Origin of the sequence: Caloramator fervidus (assembly GCF_900108045.1) — a bacterium.
GTDB classification, from domain to species: Bacteria; Bacillota; Clostridia; order Clostridiales; family Caloramatoraceae; genus Caloramator; species Caloramator fervidus.
This window is the reverse complement of sequence record NZ_FNUK01000004.1, coordinates 1-25,458: the sequence shown is the minus strand read 5'-3', so window position 1 is coordinate 25,458 and position 25,458 is coordinate 1. Positions and strand designations below refer to the sequence as shown.

Below are 25,458 nucleotides of genomic sequence, written 5' to 3'. Positions count from 1 at the left end.
ATAAAGGAGGAGTTAAATATGGCAGTTATAGTTTATACAACACCAACTTGTCCATGGTGCACAAGGGTTAAGGAATATTTAAGAGAAAAGAATGTTCCTTTTACAGAAAAGAATGTAGCAGCAGATAAAGCTGCAGCTATGGAAATGGTAAGAAAATCAGGACAGATGGGAGTTCCAGTTATAGATATAAATGGTAAGATAATAGTTGGTTTTGATAAAGAAGCTATAGATAGGGCTTTGTAAAGGACTGTCGGTTTAGACAGTCCTTTATTTTATATCATTTTTTCTGTATCCAAAGGTTTCCCTAAATTTTTCATCTATAAGGTCAATCCCGGGGCCTATTTTATATCTTTTAGATGCAGTTGGAAGTTCTTTACCAACAATATACTTTTTGCTTTTTCTTACCATATGCTCACCTCCATCTTTTTCTAATTAAATTATGTGTAAATTATAAATTTTTATTAAAAGTCTGGTATAATATTACCTAGATACTTATTAAAAGGTGGGAAAACATGATAGATAAAAAGGGATTAAAAAGCATGTTAATATTTTTTAGTATAATAATTTTGTTATTAATTTTTTCAAACCAATTAAACTTTCTACCTTACAACATTAGAAGTGTTATACTTATTTTATTTATATTAATTTTTGTTTTTTACGAATCAACAAGGCCAATTAAAGACTTAAAGGATATAAATAGAGTTTATCAAAGAAAAAGTCTTTTTAGCAAAAAGAAGGCATTGGAAACATTAAAGGAAGGGCTAAAATTAGAGAATTTAAATTATAATGAAAGATTATTATTACATATTAAAATAGCTGTTGAGTATTATAACATGAAGGATTATGCAAATGCCTATAAAAGTTTTAAAAAAGTTGTAGAGGAAATTTTAAAAAATGATAATTTAAAAATTGAAGAGAAGTTTTTAATAAAACTTATTGGAACCTATATTTTAAATGATAAAAAGGAAGAGGCAAAAAAAATTTATTACAGGCTTTTAAGTTTAGGAAGATGTGAAAAAAGTAAGCTTGTTGAAGATATGATAAAAAGTTAAGGCCTAAGCTGTATCACTTAGGCCTATTTTATTAATTCTTGAATATATTTTGGTAATACAAAGCAAGCTTTGTGAATTTCTGGAGTATAATATTTTGTATCTAAATCTGGTATTTTGGTTATATCAACTTCTGTTGGGTCGTACTTTTTAGAACCTATTGTAAAGCTCCAATATCCTCCTGGATATGTAGGAATTGCAGCCATGAACAATTTAGTTATTGGGAATATGTTTCTAGCATCATTAAATACTTTCTTTACTGTTTCTGGTAAGTAGAATGGAGTTTCAGTTTGAGCAACAAATATACCATCTTCAGTTAATGCGTTGTATATATCTTTATAGAAGTTTCCTCCGAATAATCCTTCAGCAATGCTAAAGGGGTCTGTTGAGTCAACTATTATAACATCGAATTCGTTTTTATGTTCTTTTACGTATTGTATTCCATCTCCAACGAATATTTCACATCTTGGATCATCAAGAGCACAGCTTATTTCTGGAAGATATTTCTTGCATTCTTCAATAACATCTCCGTCAATTTCACAAAGAACAGCTTTTTCAACGCTCTTATGCTTTAATATTTCTCTTATTGCACCGCCATCTCCGCCACCTACAACTAGTACCTTCTTTGGATTTGGGTGTGTAAAGAGAGGAATGTGTGTTATCATTTCATGATAAACGAACTCATCCTTAACTGTTGTTTGAACTATTCCGTCAAGAACAAGCATTCTTCCAAAGATTTCAGTATCAACTATTGCAAGGTCTTGGTACTGAGTTTTTTTTCTTACGAGAGTTTCTTTTACTTTGTAAGTCATAGCTGCGCCTTCAATTTGCATTTCTTTAAGCCACATTTCCATAGCGTTTTCCTCCCTCTGTTATACTATACAATATAGGATTTTAACATTTATTTTAGTTATTATCAAGAGAAATATAAAAACATCATATTTACAAACGTTTATAACTTTATTATAATTTATTGTAGATGTTAAAGGGGAGTAGCTGCCCAAATGGGTGATAAAGTCAACATGCTGGCCTTTGGCCTGGCTTTATCTGCTTTAAAGCAAGCGAGACCTTTAACACAATGCTTTTGCATTGTGTTAAAGGTTTTTTAATTTGTAAAAACTAATTATAAGGAGGGATATTATGGCTTTTATCAAAACATTGTTTTTAGTGTTAATTGCTGAAATGGGAGATAAAACACAGCTTCTTGCAGCAGCCCTTGCAAGTAAATATAAAGTAAGGGATGCCGCGATAGGCATATTTATAGCAACAATTTTACTTAACGTTATTGCAGTTTTACTAGGAAGCAGTATAGGGAATTTAATTCCTATGAAACTTATTCAAATAATTGCTGGAGTTTTATTTATAGCTTTTGGTATAATGACCTTAAAGGAAGATGATGAAGATGAAGAAGAGGTAAAGGAAACAAAACTTAAACTTCCTAATTTTGTTACAGTGGCTTTGGCTTTCTTTCTAGCAGAGCTTGGAGATAAAACTCAAATAATGGCTTTTACTTTAGCAGCACAACTTAAAAGTCCTGTATCGGTTTTAATAGGAGCAGTTATTGGTATGTTTATAGCAGATAGTTTAGGATTTTTATTTGGAAGTTATATAGGAAGTAAAATACCTGAAAATTATATAAAGCTTGTAGCAGGATTTGTTTTTATAATTTTTGGTTTATCAACTTTGTATTCTTTATTAAATATTGCTGTTTTTTTGCTTATAACTATTACAGTTGGAATTATGGTTTATTTTGTTAAGTTTAAAAAAGATAGTTAAGTGGTATTACTACTTAATTATCTTTTTTTTTATACTTAGAAGGAATTTTATGGTTTTTATAGAATATATATACTGTGATTTTTTTAAGGGGGGATTATGATGCAACTAGTTTTTGATAAAAAAGACGATGTTCTTATAGTTAAAATGATTGGAGAACTAGATCATCATTCAGCGGAGGAAGTTAGAATAAAGCTTGATAACAAGATAGATGAGACAGGATTAAATAAAATTATTTTTGACTTTGCAGGAGTTAACTTTATGGACAGTTCTGGAATAGGAGTTGTAATTGGAAGATATAAAAAGGTTAAAGAGTTTAACGGAAAAGTTGCTTTAATAAATTTAAAACCGCATGTAAAAAAGGTTTTTGAGCTTGGAGGACTTTTTAAGATAATAAAAGAATATGATAGTTTACAAAAAGCTTTAGTGGAATTCTAAAAGGGGGATGTAATATGTTTGAAAATGAAATGAAATTGGAATTTCCAAGTAAATCCCAAAATGAAGCTTTTGCAAGGGTAGTTGTTGCTGCTTTTGCATCTCAACTTGATCCTACAATAGAAGAACTTTCAGATGTAAAAACTGCAGTTTCAGAGGCGGTAACAAATGCCATAATACATGGGTATGAAAATACTCAAGGGACTATAGTTTTAAAGTGTAAAATTGAAGGAAGAAAGTTAACTGTTGAAGTTATAGATTATGGGAAAGGAATTGAAGATATAGAGCTTGCAAGACAACCCCTTTATACGTCAAGACCTGAACTTGAAAGATCAGGTATGGGATTTACTGTTATGGAAACTTTTATGGATACTTTAGAAGTTGAATCAGAGCCAGGAAAAGGGACAAGGGTTATTATGACAAAGGAGTTTAAATCAGTATGATGGGGGAATTTTTATGTGTAATGACTCGCCCACAAAATTTTTGGATAGTCAAGATGTTTATGACTTAATTATAAAAAGCCAAAATGGAGATAAGGAGGCCCAGGAGATATTAGTAAAAAGCAATTTAGGGTTAGTAAATCTTGTAATAAGAAGATTTGTAAATATGGGTTTTGATTATGAAGAGCTTTTTCAAATAGGTTGTATAGGGCTTATAAAAGCTATAAGGAATTTTAAGGTAGATCAAAATGTGAAATTTTCTACATATGCTGTTCCTATGATTTTAGGAGAAGTTAGACGATTTTTAAGGGATGATGGACTTATAAAGGTTAGTAGAAATATGAAAGAAACTGCAAAAAAAGTAAAACAAGCAAAAGAAAAACTTGCAAAACAGCTAGGAAGAGAGGCAACTATTGAAGAAATTGCACAGGAACTTTGTATCACTTCTGAAGATGTGGTTTTAAGTTTAGAAAGCCTTAATGGTCCTGAATATCTTTACGATACAATACATCAGGATGATGGATCCCCTGTTCTTCTTATAGATAAGATAAGTGAAAGAGAAACCTCTGAAGGAGATACTATAGATAAACTTGCTATTAAAGAGATTATAAACAAACTTGAGCCTAAACAAAGGCAAATTATATTTTTAAGATATTTTAAAGATTTAACCCAAAGCGAAGTTGCTAAAATGCTTGGAATATCTCAGGTTCAGGTTTCAAGAATAGAAAAAAAGGTTTTAAATTTAATAAAACAAGCTTTAGAGTAATCCGGATAATTCCGGATTTTTTGTATTTTTTTTTTGTATTTAGGGAAAAATAATGGTAGCCGGAGGTGCAGGTATGTATTATGAACATAAGAAGATAGAGGTGTCAACCATAAAGCAAAAAGAGGATAAGCTTTTAAGATTTGATTATGATAAATGTAAAGTGAATTTAGAGTCTTTTATTATAGGAGAAAATGAAAAAATAAAGGAAGCAAGGTGATAGAATGGAAAAACGTAAAGAGAATGAAATTAAAAATACCTATCAACAAATAGTTCAGAAAAAAGTTCCTCAATCTTCTATTTTAAAGGATGCAGTATTTGCTTTTGTAGTTGGAGGGTTGATATGTGATGTAGGTCAGTTTTTTATGAATTTATTTTTATCCCTTGGAGTTTCTAAGGATGATGTTGGTTATTATGTAGCTACGGTTATGGTTTTTCTAGGGGCGTTTTTAACAGGAATAGGTGTTTATGATAACATAGGCAAATATGCAGGAGCAGGCTCTATAGTTCCTATTACTGGCTTTGCAAATTCTATAGTTTCACCTGCTATGGAATACAAAAGAGAAGGTTATATTTTTGGAGTTGGATCTAAGATGTTTGTTATAGCAGGTCCTATTTTAGTTTACGGAATATCATCTTCTATATTGGTTGGAATAATATATTACATTATCAAAATACTTGCGAGGTGAAAATATGGCTGAAAAGAAAATAGGGCTTCATACTGTTAAACTAAAAAATCCTCCATCTATCTTATCTACTGCCACTATAGTTGGACCAAAGGAAGGTCAAGGACCTTTAAAGGATTATTTTGATATAATTCTTGAAGATGATTTGTTTGGAGAAAAGTCTTGGGAAAAGGCTGAATCAAAGATGTTAAGGGAAGCAGTAAGGCTTGCCATGAATAAAATTAATTTAACTCCAGATAAAGTGGATTATTTTTTTGCTGGTGACCTTTTAAACCAGATAATTTCATCGAGTTTTGCTGCAAGGGAACTTGGTATTCCTTTCTTTGGATTATACGGTGCTTGTTCTACATTAACTGAATCTATGAGTCTTGCAGCTATGATGATAGATGGAGGATTTGCGGACATAACTATTGCTGCTACATCAAGCCATTTTTCTTCAGCAGAAAGACAATTTAGATTTCCTCTAGAGCATGGAAATCAAAGACCGCCTACATCTCAGTGGACGGTTACTGGTGCAGGAGCAGTTATTCTTGGAAAAGAAGGAAATGGGCCCTATGTAACATATATAACAACAGGTAGGGTAGTTGATTTTGGTATAACTGATGCAAACAATATGGGAGCAGCAATGGCACCTGCTGCAGCTGATACTATTTTAAGACATCTTAAAGATACAGGATTTAATGCTGCGGATTATGATTTAATAATGACAGGGGATTTAGCTAAGATAGGAATGGAAATAGCAGTAGATATAATTAAGCAAAATGGATATGATATAAGCAGTAAGTTTACCGATGCAGGCATTGAAATATTTGACCTTTCTACTCAGGATGTTCATGCAGGAGGTAGCGGGTGTGGATGTTCGGCAGCAGTTTTTGCAGGATATTTATATTCTCAATTTATGAGTGGAAATTTAAATAGGATAATGATAGTTTCAACTGGAGCTTTATTAAGTCCTACAAGCACACAGCAAGGAGAATCTATACCAGGTATAGCCCACGCTATTACCATTGAAAGGAGTGTGGGAATATGATGGATTATGTTTGGGCCTTTATTGTAGGAGGAAGCATATGTGTAGTTGCACAAATATTAATGGATAAAACTAACCTAACTCCTGCAAGAATATTAGTTTACTTTGTAACTGCTGGAGTTATTTTAGGGGCTTTAGGTCTTTATGAGCCTTTAGTGAAAATAGGGAAAGCAGGAGCCACAGTTCCACTTCCAGGTTTTGGATATAGTTTAGCAAAAGGAGCTATTAAGGAAGTTGAAAAGTATGGTATAATAGGAGCTTTTACAGGTGGAGTTAAAGCAACTGCAGCAGGTATAGCAGCGGCTATATTCTTTGGATATATAATGGCTCTTCTTTTTAATCCTAAGACCAAGAATTAGGAGTTGATTAAATGAAAAAGAAAGTTATAATTGTCACCGATGGAGATTTAATGGCCCAAAGGGCCGTTGAAACAGCGGCTAAAAACATTGGTGCAAGGTGTATTTCAAGGTCTGCAGGTAATCCAACTGTTTTATCTGGAGAGGAGATAGTAGAGCTTATAAAGCAAACTCCCTATGATCCTGTAGTGGTTATGGTAGATGATAGGGGAAATACCCATAAAGGAGATGGAGAAACTGCCATGGAATATATTTTAAACTCTAATGAAGTTGAGGTAATGGGAGTTATAGCTGTTGCTTCTAATACAAACCAAGTTAGAGGAGTTAAAGTGGATATTTCTATAGATAAGGATGGAAATGTAACTTATCAAGCTGTTGATAAAGATGGAATTCCAAAGCATAATAAAGTATTAAAAGGAGATACAGTTGATGTATTAAATGACTATGATGTATTGGTGGTTGGAGTTGGAGATCCTGGAAAGATGAATGGATGCGATGATGTAGAATTTGGAGCACCTATTATGACAAAGGCAATGGAAGAGATTATAAAGCTTTATGAGGAAAAGAAAAAAAATTAGGGCCCATATGGCCCTTTTATTGTGAAGTTATATTTGTATTTTGTTGTGTATTTTGAGGATTATCTTGTTGAGGAGTATTATTCTGAGTATTATCTTGCTGAGTATTATTTTGCTGATTGTTGTTTTGAGCATTATCCTGTTGGTTAATTTGTGTATTATCTTGGTTTGGAGTTGTTTCATTAGGTAAAGAAGGAGCAGAATGATAATCACAAATCTCAACGGGTTGAGTTCCTTCTATAAATATTTCTGTAATCGTTTTAGGACAATATTCATTTGGATACTTTCCAGATATAGGACAAACTTTTTCATATATTAATCCTGCTGGCCTTGGGAAGTCCTTAACTTTTAATCCTTCATGGGCATGCTTCATTATATCTCCCCATATTTTAGCTGCAAGGGAGCTTTTAAGTCCTGGAATTGATTTGTTTGGTTTATCATGTCCTATCCATACAACTCCTGAATAATATGGGGTTACCCCACAGAACCATACGTTAGTATAATCTGAAGTCGTTCCTGTTTTTCCTGCAACAGGCATAGAGCCAAAACGAGCTCTTGACCCTGTTCCATAAGGTTTTCTTACAACATCTTTCATCATGTCAAGCATTATATAAGCTGCCTGACTTGATATAGCTTTTGTTTGATTTGGTTTTTTTTCTAGTATAATATTGTTATATCTATCAGTAACTAATGTATATAATATAGGTTCTGAGTATATTCCTTTATTTGCAAAAACTCCATATGCTGCAGCCATTTCTATTGGATAAACTCCTTCTGTAAGTCCACCAAGGGATAAAGGAGCTACATATTTGTCTGAGTTTGTAATTGTTGATATATGGAATTTATTTTGTAAATAATTAAGAGAGTTTGATATACCAATTTCTAACAAAAGTTTAGATGCAACTACGTTAATAGAACGTGTAATTGCTTCTCTTACAGTTACTTTTCCTCGATATGAGAAGTCGTAGTTTTTAGGTTGCCACCCTCCAGTTAATGCTAAAAGATCTTTAGAAAATGGTGTATCATCTATTACTGTTGCTGCAGTTGCTATTTTTAAATCAATAGCTGGAGCATAAACTGCAAGAGGTTTTATAGCAGAACCTGGTTGCCTTTTAACTTCAGTTGCTCTGTTTATAGATCTTAAAGGATGAGGACCTCTACCTCCAACTAATGCCCTAACTTCTCCTGTAAAGGGATCCATTATTACAGCAGCAGCTTGAGGCTGAATAATCTCTGGAGATTTTTCATCTGGTGAATATGGTTGCAATTTAAATTGTTTAAAATAACTATCATTATTCAATATATCTTCAGCTGCTTTTTGAATTTTAGTATCAAGGGTAAGATATATATTATATCCTCCTGTCCTAAGCTTTTGTTTTGCTTCTCCTTCAGATATATTAAGCTTATTTGCCATATCTTTTGCAATCTGATCTATTGCAGCTTCTATAAACCATTGATATTTCATTGTGTTTGATGATTCTTTGCTTTTAAAAACAAGTTTTTGATTTATAGCTTCATTATATTCAGATTGTGTTATATATCCTTGTTCCAGCATTTTTTTAAGAACTGTCCTTTGCCTGTCCAAATATACCTTAGGATTTTCCTTATTTTTTTTGCTGTAAGGATAATACTTATATGGGCTTTGTGTAAGTCCGGCAATTAATGCGGCTTCTGCAACGGTAAGTTCACTTACGTCTTTTCCAAAGTAATACATTGATGCAGCTTGAATTCCATAGGCATTTCCACCAAGATATATTGTGTTAAGGTATGCCTCAAGTATTTGTTCTTTGCTAAGCTTTCTTTCAAGTTGAAGGGCAAGATACATTTCTTGAATTTTTCTTGAAAAGTCTTTTTTAGGAGATAAAGCTATGTTTTTAATAAGCTGTTGAGTTATGGTTGAGGCACCTTGAGCTTTTGACATTGTTTTTATATCATACCATATAGCTCCTAATATTCTTTTTGGGTCTATCCCGTGGTGTTTCCAAAATCTTTCATCCTCAATGGCTATAAATGCATTTTGGACGTGTCTAGGTATTTTGTTTAAAGGCACTATAGTTCTATTTTGAATATCTGAAAAGTCTTCTATAAAATTTCCATCCTTGTCATATATTTTGCTGCTTTGTTTTAAGTTATCCAAAATGTTTGCATCTATTTCTGGAGCAGATTTTATTATAGCTAAAGTTATTCCAATTCCTGCAGCAATTGTAAATAAAAATATAGAGAGTAGTATTATAAGAAGTATATTTAAAACTCCTCTTTTTTTACTTTTTCTTTTTTTGACCATAATAATCCCCCTTAGTGTATAGGATGCATAAGTTTATTATAACAAATCTCAATACCATTATCTATATATATTAATTTGTATTATTTTTTTCGGTTTTGTAAATAAATTTTTAACTTTAAGATAGTTTACTTTTGAAGGGATAAATGTGGATGTATAATAAATGTGAAAGTAGGTTTTTGGTATACTTATTTTAAACTTAAACAAATAATATTTATGGAGGAATTGACATGAAGGGATTAGTTTATAATATTACTTTTTTCTTTCAAATGGGCGTGTTTATAATTATGTTGTATTATTTAGTTATATCTTTTTTTGGGCTTTATAAAAAGAAGGAAAATTCAAAGGATGTAGCTCCTGAAAAATCTTTTGCTTTAGTAGTTGCTGCCCACAACGAAGAGATGGTGATTGGTAACATAATAGATAGTTTAAAGCTAATGGACTATCCTAAAGAACTATATGACATATATGTAATTGCTGATAATTGTTCTGATAATACAGCAAAAATCGCAAGAGAGCATGGAGCTATAGTTTATGAAAGGTTTGATGATGTAAAAAAAGGTAAAGGATATGCTCTTGAATGGATGTTTAATATTCTATTTAATATGGATAAAAAATATGATGCTGTAGTGGTATTTGATGCTGATAATTTAGCTTCAAGGAATTTTCTAAAGGAGTTAAATAAAAAGTTAAAGGAAGGTTATAAGGTTGTTCAAGGATATATAGATAGTAAAAATCCACATGATTCTTGGATATCAGAATCTTATTCGATCTCCTTTTGGACTGCTAATAGGCTTTTCCAATTATCAAGGTCAAACTTAGGGCTTTCAAATCAAATAGGTGGAACTGGTTTTTGCATTGATATGGAGGTATTAAAAGAAATAGGGTGGGGAGCAACTTGCCTTACAGAAGATTTAGAGTTTACCTGCAAGTTGGTGTTAAATGGACAAAAGGTTGGTTGGGCTCATAACGCGGTTGTATATGATGAAAAACCTTTAACTTTAAAACAGTCTTGGAGACAAAGAAAAAGATGGATGCAGGGGTTTGCTGATGTTGCTTCAAGGTTTTTCTTTAAACTTATGAAAAAAGCTATTAAAGATAGAGATTTTGTTGCTTTTGACTGTGCTTTATATACAATTCAGCCATTTATAATAGTTGCTTTTGGTTTATCTACTATATTAACGATGCTTCAAGGTTATAGTGCTGATGGAATGAATATTTTTATAATAAGTTACTTGTTTTCTCCAATAGTTTGGAAGATTTTAAGTGTATTCCAGTTTTTATTTACTCCTTTTGTTATGTATCTGGAAAATAAATTGTCTAAAAAGCTTCTTGTATATTTTTCACTGTATTCTTTAAATATTTTTATTTTTGATTATATGTTTGATCCAGATTCAAAGCTTATTTATATTGTTTTAGCCCATGCTATATTTTTAGGGTCATTTATGTTAGTTATTAAAAACTTTGAAGGTAAGCTTGCCTTTAAGATGTTTATTTGGTATTTATTATATGGAATATATACTTTAACTTGGCTTCCAATAACTATTCAAGGAATTTTAGATAAAGATAATAAAGAGTGGGCTCATACTAAACATACAAGACAAATTAGCATAAGTGAAATTGAAAACTTAGATGAATCTATAGCATAAGGCAGGTTTATCCTGCCTTAATATTTTTTGTAAAGGTTTCATATAATTTATAATAGCAATATAAAGGCTGAGTTTTATGAAAGGGAAAAAGAGAAATTTTAAGATGATTATTTTTATTTATGTTATAATGTTTATTTTTATGTCTGTTTTACTTTTAATTTATTTAAATTATTTTTTAAGGCCAACTCTTATTGCTTACTGTGATCAAGAGGCAAGGATAACAGCAGCAGAAACTATAAATAATACGGTTAAATTTGAATTTGCTAATAAAATATCGTATGATGATATAATGACTGTCAAGACAGATAAGGATGGAAATATTGTGATGATACAGGCTAATACAGTTGAACTTAACGTCATAGGTTCACAAATTGCTCTTGAAGTGCAAAAAAGGATTGCAGATATAAAGGAAAAAACTGTAGAGATTCCTCTTGCTGTTCTTACAGGTATAGAAATTTTATCAAATTATGGTCCTAAAATTCCTTTTAAAATGAGGCCTATAGGTTCAGTTTTAACATCTTATAGATCTGAATTTATTTCAGCAGGAATAAATCAAACAAGGCATATAGTGTATCTTGATGTTTCGGCTACGGTTCAAGTTATTGTTCCACTTGCAAGAAATAGTGTGACGGTAACTTCAAGTATACCTATTGCAGAAAGTATAATTGTTGGAAAGGTTCCAGAAACCTATGCGGAAATAAAAACTGAAAATGTAAGCAAAGATGTAAAGAAGTATAACATAAAAAAATAAAAGGGGATTTGCCCCTTTTATTTTAATTGATCTAGATATTCTACTGCATTTAAAGCTGCTATTTGACCTTCTCCTATTGCTTTTGCAATTTGATATGGTTTACCCGCTACGTCTCCTGCTGCATATAATCCTTTTATATTTGTTTCCATTTTTCTATTTACAACAACATGGGGACCGTCAACTTCAAGTCCAGGAACTAAACTTGTTAAAGGTAAACTGTCTTTTAATACGAAAAATCCATCGGCTTCAATGGTTGTATTTTTTAAAATTAATTTTTCAGCTTTTAGAGAACCTTCAAATTTTATAGGAATATCGTTTATTATTTCAACGTTGTCTTTAAATTTAAATTCTCCCTTTATTATTGGAACAAAATAAACTTTGCTACAGATTTCTGCAAGGAAATTTGTTTCTTCAATTGATTCATGGTTGTATCCAATAACTACTACTGTTTTGCCTTTATAAAGAGGAGCATCACATGTAGCACAGTAACTTACTCCGTTTCCTAAAAATACATCTTCGTTTTCTATGGATTTTTTAAAATCTACTCCTGTTGTGAGTATAACAGCTTTTGCTTCATAAAAGTCGTTTTCAGCTTGAATTGAAAAGTGTTTTCCCATTGCGTATACAGCAAGAACAGTTTTATTTATGATTTTAGCGTTTGTTTTATTTAAATGGTCATTTAATTTTTCCATAAGTTCAGAACCTTTAATATCTGGCAAACCAGGGTAATTAGGAATATGGGGGCTAAGCAAAACTTTTTTGCTGTCGCCCCCAAAAATCACAACGCTTTTGTTTCTTGCAAAGGCATTTATAGCTGCTGAAATGCCAGCAGGGCCTTTGCCAATTACCGCTATATCAAACATTATAGTCCTAGCGCTCCTTTTATAGCGTTTTCAATTTGTTCAGCAGGCCTAAATCCTACAAGTTTACCCAATGGTTTGCCATCTTTAAATAGAACAAGAGTTGGTATGCTGGAAATACCATAAAGTGAAGCTGTCATTGGATTTTCATCTACGTTAAGTTTTGCAACTATTAAATGTTCGCTAAGGTTATTTGCAACCTCTTCAAGAACAGGAGCTAACATTCTACATGGTCCACACCATTCAGCCCAAAAATCAACTAAAACTGGCTTATCTGAATTTAATACTTTTTCATTAAAATCAGCGTCAGTAACGTGTATTATCATAGTTATTCCTCCTTTAATTCTATTAACATACCCCTAGGGGGTGTTCTATTATTATCATATTACTTTATTTTTATTTTGTCAACTATTTCTATAAAATATTAAAAAAATAAGCACCATTTTAGGTGCTTTATTCCCAATTAAATATATATGGCTTATTTCTATAGTAATCTCCATAATTTAAACCGTATCCTACTACAAATACATCAGGGATTGTAAAGCAGCAATAATCAGGAGTTATTTCAACTTTTCTTCTTTCAGGTTTATCTAAAAGAACACAGGATTTAACGCTTGCAGGATTTTTAGATTTGATATATTCCATAACAAATTTCATAGTAATGCCTGTGTCGATAATATCATCAACTATCAAAACATCATATCCTTCAATGTTATCAGTTATATCTTGAACTATTTTTACTTGACCGCTGCTTACTTCGCCATGACCATAGCTTGAAGTAGCCATAAATCCTATTTTAACAGGAACATCGATATGTCTTACAAGATCAGCAGTGAATATGAAACTTCCTCTTAAGAGTGATAAAACATAAAGTTTTTTATCCTTGTAATCTTCAGAAATTTTTTTGCCAAGCTCTGCAACTTTCTTAGCAATTTCTTCTGAGCTTATTAGTATATTTTCTTTTTTATTACTAACCTCCATCTTTTTCCCTCCATATTTGTTTTTATATTGGAAGTTTGTTAAGAATTAATATAAGTTAAAGTTATAGTTTTGTCAAGGTTTCTATAGCAATTGTTTAATATAAATTTATTATGTATAATATTTTTGTGGGGTGATTATATGATAAGAGGAAATTTAGAAGGAATAAAAAAAGCATTTATTAATGAGCTTGAAGCTTTACTTGATATTGAAATTGATAAGAATATAATAATTTCTAAAGAAGTTTTAAATGTTATATCAAGAATCTCATGGGAGTTAAAAAGAGAAATTGCAATATATGTAAATAGAAGAGGTAGAATAATTGATGTTGCTGTTGGAGATAGTGCAACTGTAAGCCTTGAGGAAATATATGAAAAAAGAAAAGAAGGGGGCCTTTCGGGGATAAGGTGTATTCATACTCATCCTTCTGGAAGAGGAGATCTTTCAGCAGTTGATATTACAGCTCTTGTGAGCTTAAAATTTGACATGATGATAGCTGTTGGAGTAGATGAAGGCAAACCTATTGATTTTTCTATAGGACTTATAAGTGTAATTGATGGAAGGCTTTCTAAAAGGGCAGATGTTTTAGGGCCTTATGATGTTAATATGATAGAAACATTTGATGTTTTAAAGCTTATAAAGGAATTAGAAGATAAATTGGAAGATAGAATATTTGTATTAGAGGAGAATAAAAAGGAAAGGGTTATTTTAGTTGCTGCAGGTAATGATGATTTATACACCATTGAGGAATCTTTAGAAGAGCTTAAAGAACTTGCAGAGACAGCTGGAGCAGAGGTTGTTTATAAAGTTTTTCAAAAAAAGAATAGGATAGATCCTGCAACTTATATAGGAAGTGGAAAAGCTAAGGAGATAAGCCTTATAAGACAAAGCCTTATGGCAGATGCCGTTATATTTGATGATCAGTTAAGTCCGGCGCAAATTAGAAATCTTGAAGAAATTTTAGGATGTAAAGTTATCGATAGAACTGCTTTAATACTTGATATTTTTGCTCAAAGGGCAAAGTCAAAAGAAGGAAAACTTCAAGTGGAACTTGCTCAGCTAAAGTATAGGCTTCCAAGACTTACAGGTTTTGGAGCTATGCTGTCAAGAACAGGTGGAGGAATAGGAACAAGAGGACCTGGAGAAAAGAAGCTTGAAATAGACAAAAGGCATATAATGAGACGCATTAATGATCTTGAAAAGGAATTAGAGGCTGTAAGAAATACAAGGCAGGTTCAAAGGGAAAGAAGAATTTCAAATGAGATTCCTGTTGTGTCAATTGTTGGTTATACTAATGCAGGAAAATCTACTTTAAGAAATAAGCTTTGTGAAATTGCAGGAGTTGACAAAGAAAAAGTTTTAGAAGCTAATATGCTTTTTGCAACGTTAGATACAACAACAAGGCTTATAAATTTACCCAATGGAAAGGAAGTTCTTGTATCTGATACGGTAGGTTTTATAAGGAAGCTACCTCATGAACTTGTTGAGGCTTTTAAATCAACTCTTGAGGAGATAGTATATAGTGATCTTATTCTGCATGTTGTAGATGCATCTAATAAGAATGCAGAGGCTCAAATTAAAGTTGTAAATTCTGTATTAAATGAAATTGGAGCAGCATCTAAGAAGACTATATTAGTTTTAAATAAGATTGACGTTGCTCCAGTTGAAAATGTTGAGCTTTTAAGGAGCAAGTTTAATGATAATGATATTGTTGAGATTTCTGCCCTTGAAGGAGTAAATTTAGATTTATTGCTTGATGTTATACAGCAAAATGTGTATAAAAATATGATAAAGGCAAAACTTTTAATACCTTATTCACAAACAAAATTAGTTTCTTATTTACATGGAAATAATTGTGTTGAAAAAGAAGAGTATACTCAGGATGGTATTATTGTTTATATAAATACTACGTTAGATGTGTTTGGAAAGGTTAAGGATTTTGTTATTGAATAACCCTAAGGGATTTACCTTTGGGAGCTTTAAAGTTTGTTTAAATCATATATTGAAATCTTGGGAAGATATGCTATAATAATAAGTGATGATGCCGAGTAGCCAAGTTGGTAAGGCACCTGACTCTGGATCAGGCAGTCGTAGGTTCGAGTCCTACCTCGGCAGCCATAATGGGGTGGAGTATCCACCCCATTATTTTTTATGACTATATTATTGAAAATTTTAAATGTTTTGAATATAATATATAAAAATGCTTTAGGAGGATTAATATGGATAAACTTCTTATTGAAAATGTGGGAATTATTACTATGGAAGAAAATAATTTTATAGATGAAGGATACATATATATAGAAGATGGAATAATAAAAGAGGTTAAAAGTGGAAGCTTTAAAGGTGAAAAAGAAAATTTAAAGAAAATAAATGGAATAGGATGTATTGCTTTACCAGGTTTTATTAACTGTCATACACATGTTCCTATGACTTTGCTTAGAGGATATGGAGAGGGTTTACCCCTTATGAGGTGGTTGAAGGAGAAAATCTGGCCTTTTGAAGCAAAATTGGAGGAAGAAGATATATATAATGGTGCTCTTTTAGGAATAATTGAAATGATAAAAAGCGGGACTACATCTTTTGTAGATATGTATTTTAAAGAAGATGTTATTGCAAAGGCCTGCAAAGAAGCTAACATAAGGGGATTTTTAGGAAATCCTATTATAGGTGATGGATGGCAAGGACAGGTGGAGGATACTATAAGCTTATTTGAAAAATTTAAACATGATGAAATGGTAAAAATATTTATTGCACCTCATTCTCCCTATACATGTTCCTTTGAATGTTTAAAGGAAGTAGGAGAGGTTGCAAGAAAATTAAATATTCCTATACATATACATATTGCAGAAACAAAGGATGAGGTTTATATTACAAAAGATAAATATAGTCTTTCTCCAGCTTTTGTTTGTTATGAAACTGGATTATTTGACAAAAATAAGACCTTGGCAGCCCATTGTGTTTATTTAAATGATGCTGATATGGAGATGCTTTTAAATTACGATTTTACAGCTGTATATAATCCTCAGAGCAACATGAAATTGGCAAGTGGAGTAGCTCCTGTTGTAAAAATGATTAGAAAAGGAATAAATGTTGCTTTAGGAACCGATGGGGCATCTAGTAATAATAATTTAAATATGATAGAAGAAATGCAGACTGCATCCCTTCTTCAAAAGTTAAACTGTAGTGATGCAACTGCATTAAATGCTTTTGAAACTTTACAGTTAGCGACAGTTAATGCAGCAAAGGCGATAGGAATGGAAAACAATTTAGGATATATAAAGGAAGGTTTTTATGCTGATATAATTCTTATAGATTTTAATAAGGCTCATTTAAATCCTAAAACTGATGTATACTCTAATATTGTGTTTTCAGCTCAGGGATCTGATGTAAAAACCGTTATTATAAACGGTAAAGTCGTTATGGAAAATTATGAAATAAAAGTGCTTGATGAAGAAAAAGTAATATTTAAGGCTAATAAATCTTTTAAAGATGTTTTGAGTAGGTTGTAATTATTTTCTAAAAATAATTTTAGTAGCTAAATAACTAACATAGGAAGATATTAAAATTAAAGCTACTGGTACCTTGTTTATGTTTTTAAATTTCTTATTTTGAAAGGTCATATTGTTGCATATAACTAATGATTTGCCTTCCATATAAGGGGTTTTAGGAAGGTTTAATATATCACATATTGTAGGTGAAATATCAAGTTGTGTTGTTGATACTTTTTCATAAAACTTTATATCTTTTAAATTACCTAAAAATATAATTGGTATTTCAAGACATTTTAAGTTATCATCACCATGCCCACCTTTATCTTTATGACCATGGTCCGAGGTTATGATTATGGTATAATTTTTAATTTTTTCATAAAGTTTCTGAATATCGTTATCTATTTCTATACAGGCTTTTTTATAATTTAAGGATATTCCTCCGTATTTATGTCCAGCTTTATCTACTTTCATGGGGTGAATTAAGATAAGGTCGGGTTTATGTTTATCTATGATATTTAAAGCCTTTGTAAAAATGTTTGAGTCATCATTAAAGTATATATATTTGTAATTAAAGGAAAAAGGATAAAGTTCGTAAATCCAGTAATATCCACAAAGGGCTGTCTTAAGCCCTTTTTTTCTTGATAGTAAAAATATATCTGGAATAGTTGACGGAATAGGATAAAAATTTTTTGAAACTCCGTTTATTTTTGTTGAAGAGCCTGAAAATATTCTTACATATCCTGGTCTTGACAGTGAAGGAATAAAACAAGAGGACTTATAAAATAGGGCTTTTTTTTCATTTATTTGTTTTTTTATAAAAGGCATATATTTTATAGCATCCAATCTAAGCCCGTCAATTAAAATTATACATACCTTTTTATTATTTTTTTGATTATCAATAAAAGTAAACTTGCTAAGTTGAAAATTTAAAAACATATTATAGGATGTTAAAAATAAAAATATAAAAATAAAAATTTGAGCTAATATCTTCATATTATCACCTAATATTAGTTTTCCAAAAAGTATTAAGTTAAAGCGGGAAGGGAAAATTATTTTTAGAAATAATCTAAAGAGGTGAATTTTATGCTTATTTGTCCTGTATGTAATGGATTGGTTGAATATAAAAGGGTTTGTCCATCCTGTGGAAGTTATATGGAAATTTTAGACAGGATAGAAAATTATTATGATAGTTATTCAGCTGATTTACCGTATGAAATAACAGATCTTAGCGATGGCGATCCAAGTTATATATGCAGGCATGTGTTATTTTGTCAAAATTGTGGTTATAGAACAATTGAGGGATTTTATAATATAAAAAAGTGACTATACTTTACAATGTTTTAGTTAAAATTATATAATAAATTAAGCATATTTTAAAAACGGGGGAGGGAAGACGTGAGTAATATAGTAAAAATATATCAAGAAGCTTATGAAAAGGCTTTTAATAAGTTAAAAAATAATAGTAATGTTATAGCTATTATTGTTTACGGAAGTATTGTTTCAGGAGATTTATGGGAAGAGTCTGATATAGACTTTTTTGTTATAACTAAGGAGCAAAATAAAATGATTAATATTTACAGTAAAATAAATAATGTTCCTGTTCAGGTAAATTATGTTTCTAAAGATATATTTATAGAATCTTATAAAAATTTACTTAAAGGTGGAACATTTCATAAGGCATTTTTCACTGGAAAGCTTGTTTATTGTTTAGATGATGATATAAAAGATATTTATAATTCCATAAGATTTTATTATGATAGGGATAGGAGCATAAGGAATATAGAGATATTATGTAATATTTTAAATTGCTTACACTATTCTAGGAAATATTATGTAACTGGTAAATATGAAACCTCATTTCAGTGGATAGTTGATTTAATAACAAATTTTGCAAGGCTTCAGCTTAACATGATGGGACATATAACGGATAAAGATATTTTATCATTTGCAGTTAACATGGATGAAAATATAGAAAGGTTATTTGATGTTATTAATTCTGGTATTACATTGAAAGAAAAAATAAGCATTATTATTGAGTCGGTTTGCAAATATTTAGATCAGAATATAGAGGATATATCTTATCCTATAATAGAGTTTTTAAAAGAGAAAAAGGATTTCGTATCTGTTAATGATATAAAAAGTGCTGATGAATTTAGACAAATAGATGGAAATTTAAACTTGCTTTTAGAATTTTTAGCTAAAAAAGGTTTTATAAATCAAACATTAAGGAGTTTGAAAACTCGTGGTGATGAAGAACTCATAGAAGAAATAGTTTATTATGTTTGCTAATTTTGGAGGTGGATTATGAATAAGATAAAAATAATTGCAGATAGTGGGTGCGATCTTAAAAGGGATTATGCACAGGAGCTTGGTGTTCATATAATTCCTATGATGGTTTTTTTTGATGAAGAAGCCTACTATGATAGAGTTACTATTACTCCACAAGAATTTTATGAAAAGCTAAAAAATTTTAAAGGTCTTCCCAAAACTTCTCAAATTACTCCGAATAGATTTATAGAAGAGTTTAAAAAATTTCTAGAGGAAGGTTATCATGTAATTTACATTAGCTTATCCTCTGGTATTAGTGGAACCTATCAATCGGCTTTAATTGCAAAGGAAGAGTTAGGAAGTGATAAAATAGATGTTATAGATTCAAAGGGTGCTTCTGTTGGGTATGGACTTATAGTTAGAGAAGCTGCGTTTATGGTAAAGGAAGGAAAGACAAGGGAAGAAATTTTAAATAGAGTAATTTATATGAGGGATAGAATGGAATATATTTTTACTGTTGGTAATCTTGAAATGCTAAAAAGGGGAGGAAGAATTTCAAGCTCTAAAGCTTTGATAGGTAACTTATTAAATATAAAGCCTGTTCTTCAATTTGATGATGGTAAGATTGTTCCATATGATAAAGTAAGGGGAGAAAAGGCAGTCATAAAGAAAATGATTCAGACCATTGAGGAGAGGGGATATGAAATAGAAAATCAAGTTATAGGTTTATCTTTTTCAGGAAATGATGATTTTTGCATGCAGCTAAAAAATGAGATTGAAAAGAATTTTAAAATTAGAGAATTTTTCATATCAGAAATAGGTCCTACTATAGGTAGTCATGTTGGAGAAGGAACGGTAGCACTATTTTTTATGAGAAAATAGGTGGTTTTATGAAATTTTATGATGGCATAAAACTTGATGATTATTCAAACGAGCCAAAGTATGTTCAGCTTTATGAAAAACTTAAAAATTTAATAGAAGATGGTGCTATAAAACCAAATGAAAAGCTTCCTACTATAAGGGAACTTTCTAAAAAATTAGGGGTTAATGCAAGTACAGTTGTTAATGCTTATAGACTTTTAGAACAAAAAGGTTATATTTATACAAAAGTCGGAAGTGGAACTTATGTTTTAAAAAAAAGTGAAGAAAAGATTGAATTTTTTTCAGAAAATATAACGGTATTACACAAAAAAGATGAATTTAGCATAAATGAAGGAATTAATTTTTCAACCTTAACTCCCCATTCAAATCTCTTTCCCGTTGATGAATTTAAACTTGTTATTAATAAAGTATTAGATAGGGATGGAGCCCATGCGTTTACTTATGCTGATCCTCAAGGATATTATTTTTTAAGGGAATCTATAACAGATTATCTTAAAGAATGTGGTATTGAAACGCAAATAGAAAACGTAAGCATAATATCTGGAGCACAGCAGGGCATAGATTTGGTTGCAAAAGCGTTAATTAATTTTAATGATACTATTGTTGTTGAAAGCCCTACATATACAGGTGCGGTTGCTGTATTTAAAAATAGAGGGGCTAATATAATAGAGGTTCCTATTTTGGAGGATGGAATTGATATAGATGAGCTTGAGGAGGTTTTAAAAAGACATAGGGTAAAATTAATATATGTAATGCCTAATTTTCAAAATCCTACATCTATAACATATAGCTTTGAAAAAAAACTTGCTCTTTTAAATCTTGCTCAGAAATATAATGTATTTATTCTTGAAGATGATTTTTTAACGGAAGTAAATTTTGGAAATAAAGATGCTCAACCTTTAAAGTCTTTAGACTTTTGTGATAGGGTTATTTTTATAAAAAGTTTTTCTAAAATATTTATGCCTGGATTGCGGATTGCAGTTTTAGTTTCACCTTTAAATATGTCTAAGAATTTAATCTTTTTAAAACAAAACTCTGATATTTCTACGTCTAGCTTAATTCAAAGAGCTTTTGATTTATATATTAGGGAAGGTTTTTGGACAAGTCATTTAAAAAAGTTAAAAGATATTTATTTTGAAAGATATATGATTATGAAAGAAAATCTTAGTAAGCTTTATTTTGTAGATTTTAAAGAACCCTATGGAGGAATTCATTTTTGGATTAAAACAGATATAGATTCTTCTATTTTAGCTTATTTTGCTAAAAAAAATGGGGTAATTTTAGCACCAGGAAATGTATTTTATTTAGATTCACGAAGCAGTAACAATATAAGGCTTAGCTTTGCTCAAACTAAAATAGACGAAATTAAAGAGGGTATAAGAATATTAAAGGAATGCTATGAGAAAAATAAATTGCCAGGTTAAAACCTGGCAATTTATTAGCCTTTTATTGCTTCGTTTAAGTCTTTTAGCATAGCATCTAGATTAATTCCATGTGCAAGAGCACCTTGTTCTAATGTTTCATATCTAGCTGCTATGCAACCTAAACAGCCCATTCCATATTTTGCAAAAACTTGAGCTGTTTGAGGGTATTTTTGAACTATATCGATAATGTTCATATCTTTTGTTATCATAAAGTTACCTCCTTATGCAATATTTTAAGCTTAATTTATCTTAACATAATTTAAACAAAAATACAACTATATTAGTCAGAATTTTGTTAAAAACTGTTATTTAGAGGGTGATTATAATGTTAAAGGAAGATTGGACTGTTCTTAATCAAGTAGAGGTTTCCTTTGAAGAAAAAAAATCACTATTTATATGCAATATAAAAAGAGTTAAAAATGAAGAAGAAGCAATTGAATTTATAAACTCAATAAAGGAAAAATATAAAGATGCTACCCATAATGTTTATGCTTATATTACTAATAATGGAATTTCTATGCGTTATTCTGATGATGGTGAACCTCAAGGAACGGCAGGACCCCCAGTTTTGGAAGTTCTAAAAAGAGAAGGACTTAATGATGTTGCGGTTGTTGTTACAAGATATTTTGGAGGAATTTTATTAGGAGCAGGAGGACTAGTTAGAGCGTATAGCGCATCTTGTAAACAAGGGGTAGATGCTGCTAAGAAGGTAAAAAGAAAAAAGGGAGTGGAATTTAAAATAGTTTTAGATTATGAAAAGTATGGAAAAATAAATCATTATCTACAAAATAAAAATGTAAAAATATTAAATACAGAGTATTTAGAAAATATAAAAATGAATGTGGTATGTCTTGAAGAAAATTTTGAAAAGATTCATTCAGACATAATTGAACTTATGAATGGAAATGATATTATAAAGGTTGTTGGACATAGGCTTGTATTTATTGATGAAAATGATCAAATAATAAAGGTGCAGGACTGATAAGGATAAAAAAGCGTTGTTCTAGATTTCAACCTTTAGTTTAAATGTAAGAGTTTATTAAAAAGGTATGGAATTTGAAGCTCACCTTTGTTTAGGGTGAGCTTTTTCTTTTTTGCTTAAGTATATTTCATAAGCTCCCATTATAAGAAGAAATATTCCAAACATTTTTTTTAACATATCTGATTTTATGCTAACTGCCAAAAAAGAACCTATTATAGATCCTATTATCCCAAAAATTATAAGATTTTTTAAAACATCTTTTACAACATTGCCTTGTTTTGTGTGAAAATAAAGAGCTACGATGGAAGTTGGAATAAATATTATTAAGTTAGTACTTTGAGCTATATGTTGCTTTATGTTAAAAAATATTATAAGGGCTGGAATTAAAATAGTTCCTCCTCCAATTCCCATACCGCTTATTATACCTGAAATTAAACTAACAATAAAAATTATCACTTAAAAAACACCATCCTTATTCCAGCTATTATCATAAATATTCCAAATATCAATTTTAAAGTTCCATCAGTAAATTTGTTTAGTATTTTTGCTCCTATAAAACCTCCAATTGAATTTGATATTACTACTTTTAATGTTAAATTCCAGTCAACCATGTTTTTTGAAATATAAAATATGGAGCTTATAATTGATAAAGGCAGTATTATGGCAATTGCTGTTGCGTGGGATTTGTGCTGTTCTATTTTTAGTATATGATTCATAGAAGGCACTAACAAAGTTCCTCCTCCAGCTCCAAATAATCCATTACACATACCTGTTAATATACCTATTAATGCAACTTTAAAACTTTTTTTCATAATATCACCTATAAATTATTTTTAAATTTAATTGCTTTTTTTATACCTTTTGAAGCTTGAAAGTTAATTATTATTATGCTAATATCTTAAAAGAAAGTTCTAGGAGGTATTTGAAAATGTTTGACGTAGAAAGGGTTGCTAACGAACTTGTTGAATGGTTAAAAGAAAGAGTATATGAAGCTGCAGCTAAAGGAATCGTAGTTGGAATAAGTGGTGGAGTTGATTCAGCTGTTGTTGCTGCTGCTTCTAAAAAGGCTTTTCCAAATGATACTTTAGGAATTATTATGCCTTGTTACAGCAATCTTCAGGATGAAAAAGATGCGATGCTTTTAGTAAACAAATTAGGTATAAAATACAAAAAAGTAGTTTTAGATGAAGTTTATGATGCTATTTTAAAAGCCGTTGGGGCAACGGGAAATGAAAATAGGTTGGTTCTTGCTAACATAAAGCCAAGACTTAGAATGACTACTTTGTATTATCATGCAGCCCTTTATAATTACCTTGTTGCAGGCACAGGAAATAGAAGTGAACTTACGGTAGGATATTTTACTAAATATGGAGATAGTGGAGTCGACATAATGCCTCTTGCATCTTTTGTAAAACATGAAGTTTGGGAACTTGCAAGATATTTTAATGTTCCAGAGGAAATTATAAACAAGGCTCCAAGTGCTGGGCTTTGGGAAAATCAAACGGATGAAAAGGAAATGGGTATAACATATAAAGAGCTTGATGAATATATTCTTACAGGAAATGCAACAGAAAAAGTTAAAAGAATTGTTGATGAACTTAATAGAAAAAGTCAACATAAAAGGGAAATGCCTAAAATTTTTGTGCCAAGCAGTAGATAATGCAACAAACTTTTAAGGGGGAATGATTATGGCAGGACATTCAAAATGGGCGAATATTAAACATAGAAAAAGCAAACAAGATGCTTTAAGAGGAAAGTTATTTACTAAAATAGGAAAAGAAATTCAAGTTGCAGTTAAAGAGGGTGGACCAAATCCAGATGCAAATCCAAAACTTAGAGATGTTATTGCAAAGGCTAAAGCAAACAACATGCCTATGGAGAATATACAAAGGGCAATAAAAAGAGCATCCGGTGAACTTAAAGATGTTAATTATGAAGAAATAATTTATGAAGGATATGGTCCAAATGGTGTTGCTGTAATAGTTCAAGCTTTAACTGATAACAGAAACAGAACAGCAGGAGATATAAGACATATATTTGAAAAATATGGCGGAAACCTTGGAGCAACTGGATGTGTATCCTTCTTATTTGAAAAGAAGGGATTAATTATAGTTGAAAAAGAAGATGGAATTGATGAAGATTCTCTTATGATGATGGCACTTGATGCAGGAGCTGAAGATTTTTCAGCTGAAGAGGATTCATATGAAATAATAACTTTACCTGAAGATTTTTCAAAAGTTAGAGAGGTATTAGAAAACAATGGAATAAAATTAGCCTCAGCAGAAATTTCAATGATACCAAGCACATATGTTTCTTTAGATAACGAAGCTGCTGAAAAGTTTGAAAAGCTCCTTGATAAATTAGAAGAAAATGATGATGTTCAAAACGTTTGGCATAACGCTGAATTCCCAGAAGGATGGGGAGAGTAAAGCTACATTCCTTTTAAGGAAGGTTCTATGTCAATAGTTGGGGTGGGCAAATTATTCAGATGCCCGCCCTTGCTAATTTCCAAGGAGTTTTTATGTAATTGAGATTAATTTAAGCAAAAGCTTTAAAAATGGGCATGACAAAAAGGCCAATCAAAGGTTGGCTTTTATAAAAGCTCAGCGTATTGTTTATTTTTGCACGTAGTTTGGTATAGGTTTAAGAAGAAAACCTTTAAAGACTGACTTAGGTCGACTAAGGTTTTCTTCTTAAATTTTTTGCGCGAGGCCGTTAAAAATTGTTGTAGATTTAATAGTTTAACAAGTTTATACACAACAATGAAGAATTCGATTTCTAAACCTTT

The 25,458-nt window shown here is 30.8% G+C and carries 32 protein-coding genes, 1 tRNA gene and 1 riboswitch; of the genes, 23 read left to right on the top strand and 10 right to left on the bottom strand.

Annotation, left to right across the window (positions count from 1 at the left end; translation table 11 throughout):
* Positions 1-18 precede the first annotated feature (18 nt).
* Positions 19-243: a glutaredoxin family protein gene (locus C4R78_RS02365; RefSeq protein WP_103895496.1), complete on the top strand. Its 225-nt coding sequence runs from the start codon at positions 19-21 to the stop codon at positions 241-243.
* Positions 244-267: 24 nt separating this feature from the next.
* Here C4R78_RS02365 and C4R78_RS09385 read toward each other — a convergent pair whose 3' ends face one another.
* Positions 268-408, bottom strand: a complete 141-nt coding sequence (locus tag C4R78_RS09385) for a hypothetical protein (RefSeq protein ID WP_159945774.1) — start codon at positions 406-408, stop codon at positions 268-270.
* Positions 409-512: 104 nt separating this feature from the next.
* Here C4R78_RS09385 and C4R78_RS02360 point away from each other — a divergent pair, with 104 nt between their 5' ends.
* Complete coding sequence (locus C4R78_RS02360) at positions 513-1,052, top strand: hypothetical protein (RefSeq protein ID WP_103895495.1); 540 nt, start codon at positions 513-515, stop codon at positions 1,050-1,052.
* A 23-nt stretch (positions 1,053-1,075) separates the two neighbouring features.
* Here the strand turns inward: C4R78_RS02360 and speE are convergent, their stop codons facing one another.
* The gene (gene speE, locus C4R78_RS02355; protein ID WP_103895494.1) at positions 1,076-1,903 is read right to left on the bottom strand and encodes a polyamine aminopropyltransferase; all 828 of its coding nucleotides are present in this window, start codon (positions 1,901-1,903) and stop codon (positions 1,076-1,078) included.
* Between the two features lie 121 nt (positions 1,904-2,024).
* Positions 2,025-2,152: riboswitch (yybP-ykoY riboswitch) on the top strand.
* A 37-nt stretch (positions 2,153-2,189) separates the two neighbouring features.
* Between speE and C4R78_RS02350 the strand changes: the two genes are divergently transcribed.
* The 9 genes from C4R78_RS02350 (at position 2,190) to spoVAEA (ending at position 7,107) form a co-directional block, all read left to right on the top strand.
* Positions 2,190-2,825: a TMEM165/GDT1 family protein gene (locus C4R78_RS02350; protein WP_103895493.1), complete on the top strand. Its 636-nt coding sequence runs from the start codon at positions 2,190-2,192 to the stop codon at positions 2,823-2,825.
* A 99-nt stretch (positions 2,826-2,924) separates the two neighbouring features.
* Complete coding sequence (gene spoIIAA, locus C4R78_RS02345) at positions 2,925-3,260, top strand: anti-sigma F factor antagonist (protein ID WP_103895492.1); 336 nt, start codon at positions 2,925-2,927, stop codon at positions 3,258-3,260.
* A 14-nt stretch (positions 3,261-3,274) separates the two neighbouring features.
* Positions 3,275-3,700, top strand: coding sequence for an anti-sigma F factor (gene spoIIAB, locus C4R78_RS02340; RefSeq protein WP_103895491.1), 426 nt, complete (start codon positions 3,275-3,277; stop codon positions 3,698-3,700).
* A gap of 13 nt (positions 3,701-3,713) precedes the next feature.
* The gene (gene sigF, locus C4R78_RS02335) at positions 3,714-4,463 is read left to right on the top strand and encodes an RNA polymerase sporulation sigma factor SigF (RefSeq protein WP_103895490.1); all 750 of its coding nucleotides are present in this window, start codon (positions 3,714-3,716) and stop codon (positions 4,461-4,463) included.
* A 73-nt stretch (positions 4,464-4,536) separates the two neighbouring features.
* Positions 4,537-4,680: a hypothetical protein gene (locus C4R78_RS09380; RefSeq protein ID WP_159945773.1), complete on the top strand. Its 144-nt coding sequence runs from the start codon at positions 4,537-4,539 to the stop codon at positions 4,678-4,680.
* Positions 4,681-4,684: 4 nt separating this feature from the next.
* A complete protein-coding gene (spoVAC, locus tag C4R78_RS02330; RefSeq protein ID WP_103895489.1) occupies positions 4,685-5,149 on the top strand; it encodes a stage V sporulation protein AC in 465 nt (154 codons plus the stop codon).
* A gap of 4 nt (positions 5,150-5,153) precedes the next feature.
* A complete protein-coding gene (spoVAD, locus tag C4R78_RS02325) occupies positions 5,154-6,176 on the top strand; it encodes a stage V sporulation protein AD (protein WP_103895488.1) in 1,023 nt (340 codons plus the stop codon).
* A complete protein-coding gene (spoVAE, locus tag C4R78_RS02320) occupies positions 6,176-6,532 on the top strand; it encodes a stage V sporulation protein AE (protein WP_103895554.1) in 357 nt (118 codons plus the stop codon). Before spoVAD ends, spoVAE begins: the two co-directional genes overlap by 1 nt.
* An 11-nt stretch (positions 6,533-6,543) precedes the next feature.
* A complete protein-coding gene (gene spoVAEA / locus C4R78_RS02315; RefSeq protein WP_103895487.1) occupies positions 6,544-7,107 on the top strand; it encodes a stage V sporulation protein SpoVABEA in 564 nt (187 codons plus the stop codon).
* 16 nt (positions 7,108-7,123) lie between these two features.
* On the opposite strand, the gene C4R78_RS02310 is transcribed toward spoVAEA, so the two are convergent.
* A complete protein-coding gene (locus tag C4R78_RS02310; protein ID WP_103895486.1) occupies positions 7,124-9,388 on the bottom strand; it encodes a transglycosylase domain-containing protein in 2,265 nt (754 codons plus the stop codon).
* A gap of 227 nt (positions 9,389-9,615) precedes the next feature.
* Here C4R78_RS02310 and C4R78_RS02305 point away from each other — a divergent pair, with 227 nt between their 5' ends.
* Together C4R78_RS02305 and yunB are read left to right on the top strand one after the other, a co-directional pair.
* A complete protein-coding gene (locus C4R78_RS02305; protein ID WP_103895485.1) occupies positions 9,616-11,034 on the top strand; it encodes a glycosyltransferase family 2 protein in 1,419 nt (472 codons plus the stop codon).
* A 76-nt stretch (positions 11,035-11,110) separates the two neighbouring features.
* Positions 11,111-11,785 (top strand): sporulation protein YunB, encoded by a 675-nt coding sequence (gene yunB, locus C4R78_RS02300; RefSeq protein WP_103895484.1) that lies wholly within the window; start codon positions 11,111-11,113, stop codon positions 11,783-11,785.
* A gap of 17 nt (positions 11,786-11,802) precedes the next feature.
* On the opposite strand, the gene C4R78_RS02295 is transcribed toward yunB, so the two are convergent.
* From C4R78_RS02295 to hpt, 3 genes are all read right to left on the bottom strand, one after another.
* Positions 11,803-12,648, bottom strand: a complete 846-nt coding sequence (locus C4R78_RS02295) for an NAD(P)/FAD-dependent oxidoreductase (RefSeq protein ID WP_103895483.1) — start codon at positions 12,646-12,648, stop codon at positions 11,803-11,805.
* Complete coding sequence (gene trxA / locus C4R78_RS02290; protein ID WP_103895482.1) at positions 12,648-12,971, bottom strand: thioredoxin; 324 nt, start codon at positions 12,969-12,971, stop codon at positions 12,648-12,650. The genes C4R78_RS02295 and trxA overlap by 1 nt, the downstream gene beginning before the upstream one ends.
* A gap of 127 nt (positions 12,972-13,098) precedes the next feature.
* Complete coding sequence (hpt, locus tag C4R78_RS02285; protein ID WP_103895481.1) at positions 13,099-13,626, bottom strand: hypoxanthine phosphoribosyltransferase; 528 nt, start codon at positions 13,624-13,626, stop codon at positions 13,099-13,101.
* A gap of 138 nt (positions 13,627-13,764) precedes the next feature.
* On the opposite strand from hpt, the gene hflX reads away from it, so the two are divergent.
* The 3 genes from hflX (at position 13,765) to C4R78_RS02270 (ending at position 17,132) form a co-directional block, all read left to right on the top strand.
* Positions 13,765-15,576 carry a GTPase HflX gene (gene hflX, locus C4R78_RS02280; protein ID WP_103895480.1) on the top strand — a complete coding sequence of 604 codons (1,812 nt, stop codon included), beginning with the start codon at positions 13,765-13,767 and terminating at the stop codon, positions 15,574-15,576.
* A gap of 89 nt (positions 15,577-15,665) precedes the next feature.
* Positions 15,666-15,741 (top strand) — tRNA-Gln (locus C4R78_RS02275).
* Between the two features lie 101 nt (positions 15,742-15,842).
* Positions 15,843-17,132 carry an amidohydrolase gene (locus C4R78_RS02270; RefSeq protein WP_103895479.1) on the top strand — a complete coding sequence of 430 codons (1,290 nt, stop codon included), beginning with the start codon at positions 15,843-15,845 and terminating at the stop codon, positions 17,130-17,132.
* On the opposite strand, the gene C4R78_RS02265 is transcribed toward C4R78_RS02270, so the two are convergent.
* Positions 17,133-18,107 carry an alkaline phosphatase family protein gene (locus C4R78_RS02265; protein ID WP_103895478.1) on the bottom strand — a complete coding sequence of 325 codons (975 nt, stop codon included), beginning with the start codon at positions 18,105-18,107 and terminating at the stop codon, positions 17,133-17,135.
* Between the two features lie 90 nt (positions 18,108-18,197).
* Here C4R78_RS02265 and C4R78_RS02260 point away from each other — a divergent pair, with 90 nt between their 5' ends.
* From C4R78_RS02260 to pdxR, 4 genes are all read left to right on the top strand, one after another.
* Positions 18,198-18,437: a hypothetical protein gene (locus C4R78_RS02260; protein ID WP_103895477.1), complete on the top strand. Its 240-nt coding sequence runs from the start codon at positions 18,198-18,200 to the stop codon at positions 18,435-18,437.
* Positions 18,438-18,509: 72 nt separating this feature from the next.
* Positions 18,510-19,403, top strand: coding sequence for a nucleotidyltransferase domain-containing protein (locus tag C4R78_RS02255; RefSeq protein ID WP_103895476.1), 894 nt, complete (start codon positions 18,510-18,512; stop codon positions 19,401-19,403).
* Between the two features lie 15 nt (positions 19,404-19,418).
* A complete protein-coding gene (locus tag C4R78_RS02250) occupies positions 19,419-20,264 on the top strand; it encodes a DegV family protein (RefSeq protein ID WP_103895475.1) in 846 nt (281 codons plus the stop codon).
* Positions 20,265-20,272: 8 nt separating this feature from the next.
* Positions 20,273-21,688: a MocR-like pyridoxine biosynthesis transcription factor PdxR gene (pdxR, locus tag C4R78_RS02245; protein WP_103895474.1), complete on the top strand. Its 1,416-nt coding sequence runs from the start codon at positions 20,273-20,275 to the stop codon at positions 21,686-21,688.
* A gap of 14 nt (positions 21,689-21,702) precedes the next feature.
* Here pdxR and C4R78_RS02240 read toward each other — a convergent pair whose 3' ends face one another.
* Positions 21,703-21,897, bottom strand: coding sequence for a DUF1858 domain-containing protein (locus tag C4R78_RS02240; protein ID WP_103895473.1), 195 nt, complete (start codon positions 21,895-21,897; stop codon positions 21,703-21,705).
* 116 nt (positions 21,898-22,013) lie between these two features.
* On the opposite strand from C4R78_RS02240, the gene C4R78_RS02235 reads away from it, so the two are divergent.
* Positions 22,014-22,670, top strand: a complete 657-nt coding sequence (locus C4R78_RS02235; protein WP_103895472.1) for a YigZ family protein — start codon at positions 22,014-22,016, stop codon at positions 22,668-22,670.
* A gap of 81 nt (positions 22,671-22,751) precedes the next feature.
* Here the strand turns inward: C4R78_RS02235 and C4R78_RS02230 are convergent, their stop codons facing one another.
* The gene (locus C4R78_RS02230) at positions 22,752-23,126 is read right to left on the bottom strand and encodes a sulfite exporter TauE/SafE family protein (RefSeq protein ID WP_103895471.1); all 375 of its coding nucleotides are present in this window, start codon (positions 23,124-23,126) and stop codon (positions 22,752-22,754) included.
* A complete protein-coding gene (locus C4R78_RS02225) occupies positions 23,123-23,482 on the bottom strand; it encodes a sulfite exporter TauE/SafE family protein (protein ID WP_103895470.1) in 360 nt (119 codons plus the stop codon). Before C4R78_RS02225 ends, C4R78_RS02230 begins: the two co-directional genes overlap by 4 nt.
* Before the next feature lie 116 nt (positions 23,483-23,598).
* Here C4R78_RS02225 and nadE point away from each other — a divergent pair, with 116 nt between their 5' ends.
* Together nadE and C4R78_RS02215 are read left to right on the top strand one after the other, a co-directional pair.
* Positions 23,599-24,330 (top strand): NAD(+) synthase, encoded by a 732-nt coding sequence (gene nadE / locus C4R78_RS02220; protein WP_103895469.1) that lies wholly within the window; start codon positions 23,599-23,601, stop codon positions 24,328-24,330.
* 28 nt (positions 24,331-24,358) lie between these two features.
* Positions 24,359-25,099: a YebC/PmpR family DNA-binding transcriptional regulator gene (locus tag C4R78_RS02215; RefSeq protein WP_103895468.1), complete on the top strand. Its 741-nt coding sequence runs from the start codon at positions 24,359-24,361 to the stop codon at positions 25,097-25,099.
* The last annotated feature ends 359 nt before the right edge of the window (positions 25,100-25,458 follow it).